The organism is Pseudomonas sp. SW-3, assembly GCF_016615645.1.
GTDB classification, from domain to species: Bacteria; Pseudomonadota; Gammaproteobacteria; order Pseudomonadales; family Pseudomonadaceae; genus Aquipseudomonas; species Aquipseudomonas mandelii.
Genome location: NZ_CP067098.1, coordinates 4,790,347 through 4,804,257, shown reverse-complemented (window position 1 = coordinate 4,804,257; position 13,911 = coordinate 4,790,347). Strand labels below are relative to the sequence as shown.

Genomic DNA, 13,911 nt, shown 5'->3' with positions numbered 1-13,911 from the left:
ATGTGTTTCAGTTAGCGTGTCCCCTTCGTCTAGTGGCCTAGGACACCGCCCTTTCACGGCGGTAACAGGGGTTCGAGTCCCCTAGGGGACGCCATTTGCGGGAATAGCTCAGTTGGTAGAGCACGACCTTGCCAAGGTCGGGGTCGCGAGTTCGAGTCTCGTTTCCCGCTCCATATTCAACAAAAACGCCGCTCAGCAATGAGCGGCGTTTTTGTTTGTGTGCCATTTATAAAAAGGCCCGACGGTCCTTTTTTTGACGGTGCCGGCATCAAGATGATCAACGCGTCGGACCCGCCACAACAGCGGGTCCGAAAAGGCGATCAGAGTTTCGGCAACTGCCCGATCCGCCCCATCATTTCCGTCACGATCTGCAGGTCCAGCAGGAACTGGTCTACCGTCTTGAACTCGTTGTCGGTGTGGCCGGTGTACTTGACCTCGGGCCTGGCCAGGCCGAATTGCACGCCATTGGGCAGGTCATGGACCGAAGTGGCGCCCGCAGAGGTGCCGTACTTGTGTTCCATGCCCAGGTTTTCGCTGGCCACGGCGAGCAAGGCCTTGACCCATTCACCTTCAGGGTTGCGGTACATCGGCTCGGCGATCGAGTAGTCTAAGGCCACCGCGACGTGGGTCTTTTTGCTCCAGGCATCAAGCTTATCGGCGATTTCAGACTTGAGCGTTTCCGGCGACTTGCCCTTCGGCACTCGCAGGTTGACCGCGAGCTTGAAGGCTTTATCGTCCATCCCGACATAGGTCAGCGAAGCAGTCAGCGGTCCCATGAAAGCATCGGAAAAACCGACCCCCAATTTGCCTCCCAGGTAATCCAGCCCCCAGTTGTCGGCAGCGTAGCGGGCGGCGTCGGTGATGTGGTTGTGCTTGAGCGCAACCTTGCCGTCGAGGCTATTGATGAAACCCAGCATTCTCGACACCGGGTTGATGCCGGATTCGGGCTCGGAGGAGTGGGCGGAAACGCCGGTGACCGTCAATTTGACATCCTTGCCATCAACTTTGGCGGTGACGTCGAAGTTGCCGCCATTGCTTTTGGCATATTCGGCGCCGGCCTTCTGCAGGCTGGCGGCCAACTCGACAGGCTTCTCACTCAAAAGGGTGACGACCGATGTCGACGGGATCTGGTTGGTGGCCATGCCGCCGGTCATCGAGATGATCTCGGCGCCCTTGCCCTCAGCCTTGCGTTTGGCAAAGTTCGCCATCACGGTGCCGTAGCCTTTCTCCGCAATCACTACCGGGTAGCCGCCATCCAGCGCCAGGTTGTAGTTGGGTGTCGGGTTGTGTTCGAAGTAATAAGGGATGGCGTCGCCGGTGGTTTCTTCGGTGGTATCGACCAGCAGCTTGAAATTGCGCGCCAGCGGCAGCTTCTCTTCCTTGATGACCTTCATCGCATAAAGCGCTACCACGATACCGTTCTTGTCATCTTCGGTGCCCCGGCCATACATGCGGTCGCCGATCAGGGTGACCTTGAACGGATCAAGTTTGGTGCCGTCTTTCAGAACCCAGTTCTCCGGCGTTACGGGCACCACATCGGCATGCGCATGAATGCCCACGACTTCGTCGCCGCTGCCCTCAAGGGATATTTCATAGACGCGGTTGTCAATGTTGCGGAAGTTCAGGTTGAACGCCTGGGCGAGGCCCTTGATCTTGTCGGCGATCTTGATGAATTCGGGATTGTCGTGTTGATCAACGCCCTCGACGCGGAAGGTCGGGATAGCCACCAGCTCGCGCAGGGTCTCGGTAGCGGCGGCACCGTATTTCACCCGTGCGTAGAGACCAAGCAGGCGATGGATTTCGTTTTGCTGGTCTGGAGTGAGGGTCTTGTTGTCGAGGAAGGCGCTGATGGCGGAGCCGAGATTGTCGGTTTTGCCGAGGTCGCTCTTGGCCAGGCCTCCCAGGAATTGCCTGAAATCCGTTACGGAGGTGTCACTGAACGTCTTGAGGATCGCCGCACTCTGTTGCGGGGTGATGTTGGCCTGCGCTGTCAGGGTGAACGACGAAAGGCTGGCCAGTATCAGGGTTGACGCAGCCAGGTGCTTGAGTGAGAAATTCATTGCTGTTGGCATTCCTTTGCAGGCAGTGGAGTGAGAAGTTTCTGATCGATGAGACAGAAACGGTTCCAAGCTAACACTGTAACGGAGTGTTACGGGAGTCCCTGATGTGGGATCTGTCGCACAGAAATGCAAAAGCGGCGCAGAAACGAAAAAGGCCCGTCAGTCAGACTGAGCGGGCCTTTTGCGTTTGAGGCGCTCTTACATCGAGAGAATCAAACGCCCGGCGAACAGGATCAGAATCACCCCCATGGTGCGTTCGAACCAATGCCCCATGCGCATGAACAGCAATCGCACCCGGGCGCTGGAAAAGAACAGCGCGACGATCACGAACCACAGCGCGTTCACAAAACACATCCAGGCCCCATACAGCGCCTGGATCTTCAAGGGTGTCGTAGCGCTGATGAGCGTGGTGAAAATTGCCAGGAAAAACAGCGTTGCCTTGGGGTTGGTCGCGTTGGTCAAAAAGCCGGTGGTGAACGCCTTCAACAGTGTTTGTTCGACGACGGGCTCGTTGGCGACTTTGTCCCCCTCAAGCGCGGATTTGGGTTTACTGCGTAGCAGGCTGACACCGAGGTACAAAATGTAAACGCCGCCCACCACCTTGGCCACCGTCAGTAACCAGGGCGTCGTATGCATCAACGCGCCGACCCCGAGCAGGGTGTAGAGCACGTGCACGGAAATCCCCGCACCGATGCCCAGGGCCGTGCAGATCCCGACCAACCGGCCGAAACGCACACTTTGACGGATGGTGACAGCGAAGTCCGGTCCAGGTGCGACCACAGCCAGAAAGTGAATAGTCGCCAGCGCAAGGAACTCGCCCAGGTAATTCGAAAGCATTTCAACTCCAGAAAGTAAGGGGTGAAGCATTGCCGCGATAGCCGACAAAGAACGAAAGGCTCAATCGCGGATCCGCCACGCCGGGTGTTACCGAGTGCATGCAGCGCGAATTGAACATGATGAAATCACCCGGCTCAGGACGAATCTCCAGGGCCGGCGTGCCGAGCAAGGCCGGGTCGATGCCGTAGCTGTCGCCACGCATCTCGTCGAATTGATCCGGAGAAATATCGTGGTCCCACATCTGCAAGGCGCCACCCTCGGAGGGCATGTTCAGGTAAACGTTGCAGGCGAACTGCGCTTCCAGGCTTCTGGCCTGGTAACTGTCGGGGGCATCCTTGGCGAAAATGTCGTGATGGGCCAGGAAGCACACCCCTGGTTTCACCACGCGGGACAGGCCGACATACATCTTGCGGCCGTAGAGATTTTCCAGGTGCGCACCCGCCGGCCAGGACTCATCGAGCATGCAGCGCAAGGTGTCGACCGGGGACGAGTAGGGCGCGCAACGTTTGCGTAATTCCGCGATGTTGCGCGAGGCATGCTCGAAATAATCTTCGATCAGCAGCGGCTGATTTTCCGCCTCATAAAACGCCATGCCGATGCGACCGATGCTCGGCGCATTGATATAGCCTTCAAAACCCGGGGCGAGGATCTTGTCGCCAATCTGAATCGCCAGCGGCTGGGGCAGCAGGCCTTTGACGCGGATGGCGAGGACTTCTTCATTGGCCAGTTTTTTTATGCACGTCTCATCGAGACGCTCGACGTCAAGCATCATGTCTTAGGTCCATCTATTAGATAGTCAACAGAACCCGCGAATGCGGGCTCCCCGGGCGTCGGGCGATGCCGGGGACGACATCGCCGAAAGCTCAATCCACGCTGTAGTGGACTGACAGCATTCCCTTTTTCAGTGAAAGGGAAGCGATCGTGACCGTGCCCAAATCCTTCAGGCTACGTACATGGGTGCCGCCGCAGCCGTAGGCGGGCAGCTCACCGAAACCAATTTCCCGGGCGCCTTCGCGCATCGATGTCAGGCGCGGCAGGTCATGGGCGACCCATTGCTCGATGCCGTGCTGAATCATCTCGGCATCCATCTCTTTTGCCGACTCCAACGGTTTGAATTGCACGCGTCCTTCGCCCGGCCAGTGATGAGCCTTGACCGGCATCCAGCCCAGTGCCTGGACAAAATGGCCGATCAGGTGGCCGGCCGAATGCATGCGCGAATTGAACCGGCGGCGTTGCTCGTCAATCCTGATCTGAGTCATGCCGGGTTTTATTGGCCGGTCGACAAAATGAATGATTCGGTCCGGGTCCTGGACCACGCGCAGCACCTGGCTTTCGCCGATCCAGCCGGTATCGCAAGGCTGGCCGCCACCCTGGGGGTGAAACAACGTGGCGCGCAGCACCACCGCAAACTCGTTTTCCTGGGGCGTGCAATCCAGGACTTCCACATTGGCCTTGAGGTCATCACTATGGAAAAAGAGGCGAAGCGTCATATTCCATGTCCTCATTAAAGTTTCTCTTTTTATTATATGAATCGTGGAATTGCGTGATAATCCGTTCAAACATCAAAGGACTGTTGCGCTGTGAGCATAAATCTTCCACTGCCGTTACTGGGTGAAATGGCGATTTTCGTCAAGGTTGTCGAGACCGGCAGCTTTTCCGAAGCGGCTCGTCAGATGGGTTCTTCACCCTCGGCGGTGAGTCGCAGTATTTCGCGTCTGGAAAAAGCGTTGGCCACGCGTCTGCTGCAGCGAACCACGCGCAAGCTGCGCTTGAGCGACGGTGGCGAAGAGGTGTTCAAGCGTTGCCAGGAAATGGTCAGTGCGGCCAAGTCCGTGATGGAAATCAGCGGGCAGTTCACCCATGAAGCGGAAGGGCTGGTTCGGGTCAGCGTGCCCAAGGCGGTCGGTCGATTTGTGATTCACCCGCATATGCCGGAATTTCTGCGCCGTTATCCCAAAGTGGATGTGGAGTTGTTGCTTGAGGATAGGCAGGTGGATCTGATCGACGACAACGTTGATCTGGCGATTCGGATTACCGATCGACCGCCCGCAGGGTTGGTCGGGCGGCAATTGCTCACCATCGACCATTTGCTCTGCGCTACACCGCAATACCTCGCCGAACATGGCACGCCGACGCATCCCCACGACTTGCTCAACCACAGCTGTATCTACCTGGGTGAAACCCCGAGCGATGCGCGCTGGAAATTCAAGAAAGGCAGCAAGGCTGTGACGGTCGGTGTGCGCGGTCGGTATGCGGCGAATCACACAGGCGTGCGGCTGGGGGCGGTGTTGCAGCACATCGGGATTGGCAGTCTGCCGTATTTCACGGCGCGTTATGCGCTGGAGCAAGGGTTGATTGTGCAGGTGCTGCCGGACTGGACCTTCCTCGCGTCCTACCATGGCGGCGCCTGGTTGCTGCATTCGCCGACGCGCTATTTGCCGCCGAAATTGCGGGTGCTTATTGATTATCTGGTGGAGTGCCTGGAGAAGGAGCCGACCCTGAGCAAGCCGGGGAGGGCTGGGAAGGTTGCGGCGGAGTATGAGTTGCCCGAGAGTGATGGATTGCTCTGACTGGCCCTTCGCGAGCAGGCTCGCTCCCACTCTGGTGAGGTTGCAGACCTCTCGCCGCTGACGCGGCCGGGCGCAACTTCAGCGATTGGTTTGTTGGAAGGGTCAGCACCAAACAAATGTGAGAACGAGCCTGCTCGCGAAGAGGGAGTCTCAGTCGACATCTATGTCGCCTGACACAGCGCTTTCGCGAGCAAGTCGGATCGCCGCACCGCCGCTCCCACAGGTGGGAGTGTGCAGGGCTTGAGGTTACTTGCAGACTTCGGCGATGGCCTCGGCCAGCAGATCAAGGCGGGTTGCATCGATCCCGGCCACGTTCGCACGGCCGGTGCCGACCATGTACACGCTGTGATGATCACGAAGCTGTTTCACTTGCTCCGGCGACAAGCCGGTGTAGGAAAACATCCCGCGTTGCACACCGATATGCGCAAAACGCTCACGCAAACCATGGGGTTCAAGCGCTTCCATCAGGCCGCTGCGCAATTGGGCGATGCGCAAACGCATGGCTTCCACTTCGTCGGCCCAGAGGCTTTTCAACTCGGGATCGCCAAGAATCGTCGCGACCACGGCAGCGCCATGATCCGGCGGCGTCGACCACAGATTGCGGGCGATGTTTGCCAGTTGGCTGCGGATATCCATCAGCTTCTCAGCGGTTTTCGCACAGACAATCAGCGCACCCGTGCGATCGCGGTACAGCCCGAAGTTTTTCGAGCAGGAACTGGTGATCAGCACCTCCGGCAACTCGGCCGCGAACAGCCGGGTCGACCACGCATCCTGTTCCAGGCCATCGCCGAAGCCCTGGTAGGCGAAATCAATCAACGGCACCAGATCGCGGCTGCGCACCACGTCCAGCACGCGGCGCCAATCGTCATGGGACAGATCGAAACCGGTCGGGTTGTGGCAGCAGGCGTGCAGCAACACCACATCGCCCTTCGGCGCGTCTTTGAGCACTGCCAGCATGGCTTCAACGTCGAGACGGTTGTCGCTGCCGACGTAGGGGTAATGACTGACCTTGACCCCGGCCGCCGCGAAGATGGTTTCGTGGATCGGCCAGGTCGGGTTGCTCAGCCACACGCCACGGCCCGGCAGGCACTGGGCGATGAAGTCGGCGCTCAGGCGCAGCGCGCCGGTGCCGCCCGGTGTCTGGGTGGCGCCGGCCCGTTGTTCGGCGATCAGCGGGGAGTCGGCGCCAAGTACCAGCTCGTTGATCGCCTTGCCGAACGCCGGTTCGCCGTGACCACCGATGTAGGTTTTGGTGGTCTGGCGATCCACCAGGCGCTGCTCGGCCAGCTTCACGGACTGGGGAATCGGCGTCAGGCCCTGGGCATCTTTATAGACGCCCACGCCAAGGTCGAATTTGCGCGGGTTCGGGTCCTGCGCATAGGCTTCCATCAAGCCGAGAATCGGGTCGCCGGGTACTCGACCGATGGCGTCGAAATGCATTATTTGCGGCCCTCGGCGTTCTTGGCCACTTCATCAGTGCGCGCGGCCATGATGAAGTCGTTGCGGTGCAGACCCTTGATGGAGTGGCTCCACCAGGTCACGGTGACTTTGCCCCACTCGGTGAGCAGGCCAGGGTGGTGGCCTTCGGCCTCGGAGATTTCACCGACTGCGTTGGTGAATGCAAGGGCGTGCTTGAAATTCTTGAACAGGAACACTTTTTCCAGTTGCATCACGCTGTCGCGCACTTCGATGTTCCAGTCCGGGATCTGCTTGATCAGGATCGGCAATTCTTCGTCGCTGACCTGAGGGGCATCGGCGCGGCAGGCTTCGCAATGGGCTTGATTCAATGTGGACATGATGGGTTCCTGAAATCGAATGATTGGAAATCGGCCGTCAGTTTCACCACGCTATAGCAAAGCGTCGTGTCCTGACAGGCTCACTTGATTCTAAAAGCTGCGGATCACGCGGCTTTTTTTGGTGGAAATTTAGGCGCGTGCAAACCGAGCTGCATGCCTTGCTTGACCATGGCCATGATGTCTTCATGAGCCACATCAAACAGACGCTTGAGGTTCGGCAGGACAAAGTACAGCGGCTGCAGGATGTCGATGCGGTAAGGCGTGCGCATGCATTCCAGCGGATCGAAGGCCTGATGCTCAGGTTCGTTCGACAGGCAGTAAACGGTCTCTTTCGGCGAGGAGAGAATGCCGCCGCCGTAAATGCGCAGGCCTTCTGGTGTATCGACCAGGCCGAACTCGATGGTCATCCAGTAGAGACGCGCGAGGTACACGCGTTCTTCCTTGGTGGCCTGTAGGCCAAGCTTGCCGTAGGTGTGGGTGAATTCCGCGAACCAAGGGTTGGTCAGCAGCGGACAGTGGCCAAAGATCTCGTGGAAAATATCCGGCTCTTGCAGGTAATCCAGCTCTTCGCGGGTCCGAATAAAGGTCGCCACTGGAAACTGCTTGTTGGCCAGCAATTCGAAAAAGGTCTGGAAGGGGATCAGCGCCGGCACTCGGGCTACTTGCCAACCGGTGGTTTCACCGAGGACTTTGTTGATTTCACCGAGTTGCGGAATGCGGTCGTGGGGCAGGCCGAGTTTTTCGATACCGTCCAGGTATTCCTGGCACGCACGCCCCTCGATCACTTTCAGTTGGCGAGTAATCAGCGTGTTCCACACCGCATGTTCTTCAGCGGGGTAGTCGATAAAACCTTGCGCATCGGGCTCGCGAGCCACGTACTGCGTCTGCTTCATGCTGCTCTCCTGCTAGGGGATTTCATTCTTGTTATGTGCTGCTATGGACTTAGAAATACTCCAAGGCGTGCCGCGTTGCAGTAGGTGAATCGTGCCCTGTGTAGGAAATCTCTCCAGTTTTCGTAAAGTTTTCGTTACGAATGGATCGCGGTGGCGCAAGTATTGAGTTTTTCGGGTTTGAAAAGCGTTGCGCCTGTCACATAATCTTGACGGCTATCTGAGCGTGCCAGCAAAAAAATACCCTGTGGGAGCGAGCCTGCTCGCGAAAGCGTTCTGCCTGACACATCAATGCCGAATGCACCGACGCATTCGCGAGCAGGCTCGCTCCCACAGGGTTGTACCTCGGGCATCCAACCTATTGACCGTTTCTCTTGGGCCTTTATATGCGTATCAAAGTCCACTGCCAGAACCGCATCGGCATCCTGCGCGACATTCTCAACTTGTTGGTCGAGTACGGAATCAACGTCGCTCGCGGCGAGGTCGGCGGTGAGCATGGCAATGCGATCTACCTGCACTGCCCGAACCTGATCAATATTCAGTTCCAGGCGTTGCGTCCGAAATTCGAGTCGATTGCCGGGGTATTTGGCGTCAAGCGTGTAGGGCTGATGCCCAGCGAGCGTCGGCACATGGAGCTCAATGCCTTGCTCGGCGCCCTGGAGTTTCCGGTGTTGTCGATCGACATGGGCGGCTCCATCGTGGCGGCCAACCGTGCAGCGGCGCAGTTGCTCGGGGTGCGGGTGGATGAGGTGCCGGGGATTCCGCTGTCGCGTTACGCCGAGGATTTTGATTTGCCGGAACTGGTGCGTGCCAACAAGTCGCGCATCAACGGGCTGCGGGTCAAGGTCAAGGGCGATGTGTTCCTCGCTGACATCGCACCGCTGCAATCCGAGCATGACGACAGCGAAGCCATGGCCGGTGCAGTCCTGACGCTGCACCGCGCTGATCGGGTGGGGGAGCGCATCTACAACGTGCGCAAGCAGGAACTGCGCGGGTTCGACAGCATCTTCCAAAGCTCGAAGGTCATGGCCGCGGTGGTCCGCGAAGCGCGGCGCATGGCGCCACTGGATGCACCGCTATTGATAGAAGGCGAAACCGGCACGGGTAAAGAATTGCTGGCCCGCGCCTGCCACCTTGCCAGCCCACGCGGGCAGTCGCCGTTGATGGCGCTCAACTGCGCCGGTTTGCCGGAGTCGATGGCCGAGACCGAATTGTTCGGCTACGGCCCCGGCGCCTTCGAAGGCGCGCGTGCCGAAGGCAAGCTTGGGCTGCTGGAGCTGACGGCGGGCGGTACGTTGTTTCTCGATGGCGTCGGGGAAATGAGCCCACGCTTGCAGGTGAAATTGCTGCGCTTCTTGCAGGACGGTTGCTTCCGTCGTGTGGGCAGTGATGAAGAGGTCTATCTGGATGTGCGGGTGATCTGCGCGACGCAGGTGGACTTGTCCGAGTTATGCGCGCGGGGCGAGTTTCGCCAGGATTTGTATCACCGCTTGAACGTGCTCTCACTGCACATTCCGCCGCTGCGTGAATGCCTCGATGGTTTGACGCCGTTGGTGGAGCACTTCCTCGACCAGGCCAGTCGTCAGATCGGTTGCCCGCTGCCGAAGCTGGCGCCAGCGGCGATGGAGCGGCTCAGTCATTACCATTGGCCGGGCAACGTCCGGCAATTGGAAAACGTGTTGTTCCAGGCGGTTTCGTTGTGCGAAGGCGGGACCGTGAAGGCCGAGCACATTCGCTTGCCGGATTACGGCGTGCGTCAGCCGCTTGGCGATTTCTCCCTCGAAGGCGGGCTGGATGCGATCGTCGGGCGCTTTGAGAAAGCGGTGCTGGAGAGGTTGTATTCCGAGCATCCGAGCAGTCGGCAGCTGGGCAAGCGGTTGGGGGTTTCGCATACGACCATTGCCAACAAGTTGCGTGAGTATGAAGTCGGCAAAGACCCCGACGCTTAAGCTGAAGCAATGACAACTTTGTGGCGAGGGAGCTTGCTCCCGCTGGGCGCGAAGCGGCCGTAAGACCATCCGGCATGATCTGACTGTCACGCTCGGCCAATCTTTTTGGGGCTGCTTCGCAGCCCAGCGGGAGCAAGCTCCCTCGCCGCAGGGGATCCTGTTGGCTGCAAAGGCCAGCACTTGCCACCAACCGGCATAACACCGCCGGTTTTTCGTCTCCGATACATTTCCCCAATCCCCGCAAAACCCCTCAAGTCCTTTGTTTGCCGGGCCTCGCACCGCCAGAAAAAAGTTGGTCTGTAAATTGCTTATCGCTCAACAGTACAGCGGTGGGCGGCAAACGTCCGGCATGCAGAGGAAAGAGTGTGGACAAGTACCTTTATGTGGCAATGACCGGCGCCAGCCAGAATGCACTGGCGCAGAAGGCTCATGCCAACAACCTGGCAAACATCTCTACCAACGGTTTTCAGAAGGACCTGGAACAGGCCCGTTCGATGCCGGTGTTTGGTGACAGCTTTCCGGCGCGTGCGTTTGCCATGACCGAGCGTCCGGCCACCGACTTCTCACCAGGTTCGCTGGTTGAAACCGGTCGCGACCTCGATGTCGCGGTGCAAGGCAACGGCTGGATCGCCGTGCAGACCCCCGATGGCGCTGAAAGCTACGTGCGCACCGGCAGCCTGAACGTGGACGCCCTGGGCGTGCTGCGTGCCGGCAACGGTATGCCGGTGATGGGCAATGGCGGACCGATCGCCGTGCCGCCCGAGCAGCAGATCGAAGTCGGCGAAGACGGCACCATCAGCATCCGTGCGATGGGCGAAGGCCCGCGTGTGATGGCTGAAGTCGACCGTATCAAGCTGGTCAACCCTGACCTGAAGAACATGACCAAAGGCCTGGATGGTTCGATCCACACCAAGGACGGCAAGCCGGCGCAAGCCGATGCAGGCGTCAAACTGGTGTCCGGGTTCCTTGAGTCGAGCAACGTCAACGCCGTGGAAGAGATGACCTCGGTGCTGGCTTTGTCGAAGCAGTTCGAGCTGCACATCAAGATGATGAACACCGCCAAAGACGATGACCAGGCCATGGCTCGGGTCTTGCAGATCAGCTAATTATCAGAACGTCGCGCCGTAAAACAGGCGCACGAGGAGAATCGAATGCTTCCGGCTCTATGGGTTGCCAAAACAGGTCTGTCCGCCCAGGACACCAACCTGACGACCATTTCCAACAACCTGGCCAACGTGTCGACCACGGGTTTCAAACGTGACCGTGCCGAGTTCCAGGACTTGCTCTATCAGATCAAGCGCCAGCCAGGCGCCCAGTCGACCCAGGACAGCGAACTGCCGTCGGGTCTGCAAGTGGGTACCGGTGTGCGCATCGTCGGCACCCAGAAAAACTTCACCGCCGGCAGCCTGCAAACCACTGAGCAGCCGCTGGACCTGGCCGTCGATGGTCGCGGTTTCTTCCAGATTCTGCAGCCGGACGGCACCACGTCCTACACCCGTGACGGCACGTTCCACCTCGATTCCAACGGCCAGATCGTCAATGCCAGCGGCTTCGCCCTGGAACCGGCCATCGTCATTCCGAACGACGCGCAGACCTTCACGGTCGGTCGCGACGGCACTGTGTCGGTCACCGTTCCGGGTAACCCGGCCAGCCAGGTGATCGGCAACCTGCAAACCGCCGATTTCATCAACCCGGCCGGCCTGCAAGCCGTGGGTAACAACCTGTTCCTGGAAACCGCTGCCAGCGGCGCGCCGCAAGTCGGCACCCCGGGCCTGAACGGTTTCGGTACCACGCTGCAGAACACCCTGGAAACGTCCAACGTCAGCACCGTTGAAGAGATGGTCAACATGATCACCACTCAGCGCGCTTACGAGATGAACTCCAAGGTGATCTCCACCGCCGACCAGATGCTCTCGTTCGTAACGCAGAATCTGTAATCAGTCTATGAGGCGGCCATGAGGTCGTCTGCAACACCGTGAGGTAGGGTCATGAATCGCTTTGTATCTGTTCTGGCACTGAGTGGGGTCGTCGTGCTCGCGGGCTGCGTCGCTCCGCCACCCAAGCCCAATGACCCTTACTACGCCCCGGTGTTGCCGCGCACGCCGTTGCCGGCTGCCGCCAATAACGGCTCGATCTATCAGGCCGGCTTTGAACAGAACCTGTACAGCGACCGCAAGGCGTTCCGGGTCGGTGACATCATCACCATCACCCTGAACGAGCGCACCCAGGCCAGCAAGAACGCCAACTCGCAAATCGGCAAGAACAGCAAGACCGACATCGGCCTGAGCTCGTTCTTTGGCGGTGGCCTGAGCACCAGCGACCCTGTGGGCAGCGGTAGCCTGAGCCTGGACGTTGGCTACGAAGGTGATCGCGCGACCAAGGGCGACAGCAAGTCCGGGCAGAGCAACAGCCTGACCGGCTCGATCACGGTGACCGTCGCTGACGTGCTGCCCAACGGCATCATCGCCGTGCGCGGAGAGAAGTGGCTGACGCTCAACACCGGCGATGAGCTGGTGCGGATTGCCGGCATGGTGCGCGCCGATGACATCTCCACCGACAACACCGTGTCGTCGACCCGCGTCGCCGATGCACGCATCACCTACTCGGGCACCGGTGCGTTTGCCGATGCGAGTCAGCCAGGCTGGTTCGACCGTTTCTTCCTCAGCCCGCTGTTCCCTTTCTAGGTGGCCACGTTGAATCTTAAACACCTGATGGTGGCTGCCCTGATGCTCTCGGCTGCGTTCAACGCGCAAGCCGAGCGGCTGAAGGATATCGCCAGTATTTCCGGCGTGCGCTCCAACCAATTGATCGGCTACGGCCTGGTGGTCGGGCTTAATGGCACCGGCGACCAGACGACGCAAACCCCGTTCACTCTGCAGACCTTCAACAACATGCTCTCGCAGTTCGGCATCAAGGTGCCGCCGGGTTCGGGCAACGTGCAGTTGAAGAACGTCGCCGCCGTGTCGATCAGTGCTGATCTGCCGGCGTTCGCCAAGCCGGGTCAGCAGGTCGACATCACCGTTTCGTCCATCGGTAACTCCAAGAGCCTGCGCGGCGGCACCTTGCTGCTGACACCCCTCAAGGGTATCGACGGCAACGTCTATGCAATCGCCCAAGGCAACCTGGTGGTCGGCGGTTTTGATGCCGAAGGCCGCGACGGTTCGAAGATCACCGTCAACGTTCCGTCGGCCGGTCGTATCCCGGGCGGTGCATCGGTGGAGCGTTCGGTGCCAAGCGGTTTCAACCAGGGCAACAGCCTGACCCTGAACCTCAACCGTTCGGACTTCACCACCGCCAAGCGCATCGTCGACAAGATCAACGACATGCTCGGCCCTGGCGTTGCCCAGGCCATCGACGGTGGTTCGATTAGGGTCAGCGCGCCGCTCGATCCAAGTCAGCGCGTCGACTATCTGTCGATCATCGAAAACCTTGAAGTCGATCCGGGTCAGGCGGTGGCGAAAGTCATCATCAACTCGCGCACCGGCACCATCGTGATCGGCCAGAACGTCAAGGTTTCACCGGCCGCCGTGACTCACGGCAGCCTGACGGTGACCATCACCGAAGACCCGATTGTCAGCCAGCCCGGCCCTCTGTCCAATGGCCAGACCGCCGTTGTGCCGCGCTCGCGGGTCAACGCTCAGCAAGAAGCCAAGCCGATGTTCAAGTTCGGCCCGGGCACCACCCTCGACGAAATTGTGCGTGCGGTGAACCAGGTCGGCGCGGCACCGGGTGACTTGATGGCGATCCTCGAAGCATTGAAACAGGCTGGCGCGTTGCAAGCCGACCTGATTGTGATCTGAGGACAGCGA

13 protein-coding genes and 2 tRNA genes are annotated in these 13,911 nt (G+C 59.4%); 8 read left to right on the top strand and 7 right to left on the bottom strand.

All coding sequences use genetic code 11. The annotated features are described in order from the left end of the window. The first annotated feature begins 18 nt into the window (after positions 1-18). Together JIO00_RS21580 and JIO00_RS21575 are read left to right on the top strand one after the other, a co-directional pair. Positions 19-94 (top strand) — tRNA-Glu (locus JIO00_RS21580). Positions 95-97: 3 nt separating this feature from the next. Next, positions 98-173: transfer RNA gene (locus JIO00_RS21575), tRNA-Gly, on the top strand. A gap of 147 nt (positions 174-320) precedes the next feature. Here the strand turns inward: JIO00_RS21575 and JIO00_RS21570 are convergent. From JIO00_RS21570 to JIO00_RS21555, 4 genes are all read right to left on the bottom strand, one after another. After that, positions 321-2,060, bottom strand: coding sequence for a dipeptidase (locus tag JIO00_RS21570; protein ID WP_200666810.1), 1,740 nt, complete (start codon positions 2,058-2,060; stop codon positions 321-323). 198 nt (positions 2,061-2,258) lie between these two features. Then, positions 2,259-2,897: a LysE family translocator gene (locus tag JIO00_RS21565; RefSeq protein WP_077748608.1), complete on the bottom strand. Its 639-nt coding sequence runs from the start codon at positions 2,895-2,897 to the stop codon at positions 2,259-2,261. Between the two features lies 1 nt (position 2,898). Then, complete coding sequence (locus JIO00_RS21560; protein WP_010457032.1) at positions 2,899-3,669, bottom strand: 2OG-Fe(II) oxygenase; 771 nt, start codon at positions 3,667-3,669, stop codon at positions 2,899-2,901. A 91-nt stretch (positions 3,670-3,760) separates the two neighbouring features. Then, entirely contained in the window at positions 3,761-4,387 is a 627-nt protein-coding gene (locus JIO00_RS21555; RefSeq protein WP_200666809.1) for an alanyl-tRNA editing protein, read from the bottom strand. A gap of 90 nt (positions 4,388-4,477) precedes the next feature. Here JIO00_RS21555 and JIO00_RS21550 point away from each other — a divergent pair, with 90 nt between their 5' ends. Then, positions 4,478-5,467, top strand: coding sequence for a LysR family transcriptional regulator (locus tag JIO00_RS21550; RefSeq protein WP_010457027.1), 990 nt, complete (start codon positions 4,478-4,480; stop codon positions 5,465-5,467). Between the two features lie 246 nt (positions 5,468-5,713). Here JIO00_RS21550 and JIO00_RS21545 read toward each other — a convergent pair whose 3' ends face one another. The 3 genes from JIO00_RS21545 to phhA form a co-directional block, all read right to left on the bottom strand. Continuing rightward, on the bottom strand, positions 5,714-6,907 hold the full coding sequence (locus JIO00_RS21545; RefSeq protein ID WP_442793935.1) for an amino acid aminotransferase: 1,194 nt from the start codon (positions 6,905-6,907) through the stop codon (positions 5,714-5,716). Next, complete coding sequence (locus tag JIO00_RS21540; RefSeq protein WP_010457024.1) at positions 6,907-7,263, bottom strand: 4a-hydroxytetrahydrobiopterin dehydratase; 357 nt, start codon at positions 7,261-7,263, stop codon at positions 6,907-6,909. The genes JIO00_RS21545 and JIO00_RS21540 overlap by 1 nt, the downstream gene beginning before the upstream one ends. A 104-nt stretch (positions 7,264-7,367) precedes the next feature. Further along, on the bottom strand, positions 7,368-8,156 hold the full coding sequence (gene phhA, locus JIO00_RS21535; protein WP_200666807.1) for a phenylalanine 4-monooxygenase: 789 nt from the start codon (positions 8,154-8,156) through the stop codon (positions 7,368-7,370). A gap of 383 nt (positions 8,157-8,539) precedes the next feature. Here phhA and JIO00_RS21530 point away from each other — a divergent pair, with 383 nt between their 5' ends. From JIO00_RS21530 to JIO00_RS21510, 5 genes are all read left to right on the top strand, one after another. Further along, complete coding sequence (locus tag JIO00_RS21530; protein ID WP_010457020.1) at positions 8,540-10,102, top strand: sigma-54-dependent phenylalanine hydroxylase transcriptional regulator PhhR; 1,563 nt, start codon at positions 8,540-8,542, stop codon at positions 10,100-10,102. Positions 10,103-10,467: 365 nt separating this feature from the next. Then, positions 10,468-11,208, top strand: a complete 741-nt coding sequence (locus JIO00_RS21525; protein WP_010457018.1) for a flagellar basal body rod protein FlgF — start codon at positions 10,468-10,470, stop codon at positions 11,206-11,208. A gap of 45 nt (positions 11,209-11,253) precedes the next feature. Beyond that, positions 11,254-12,039, top strand: coding sequence for a flagellar basal-body rod protein FlgG (gene flgG, locus JIO00_RS21520; protein ID WP_010457017.1), 786 nt, complete (start codon positions 11,254-11,256; stop codon positions 12,037-12,039). 51 nt (positions 12,040-12,090) lie between these two features. Next, positions 12,091-12,786, top strand: a complete 696-nt coding sequence (gene flgH, locus JIO00_RS21515; protein WP_010457015.1) for a flagellar basal body L-ring protein FlgH — start codon at positions 12,091-12,093, stop codon at positions 12,784-12,786. A gap of 27 nt (positions 12,787-12,813) precedes the next feature. Then, positions 12,814-13,902: a flagellar basal body P-ring protein FlgI gene (locus JIO00_RS21510; RefSeq protein WP_010457013.1), complete on the top strand. Its 1,089-nt coding sequence runs from the start codon at positions 12,814-12,816 to the stop codon at positions 13,900-13,902. Positions 13,903-13,911: the final 9 nt, after the last annotated feature.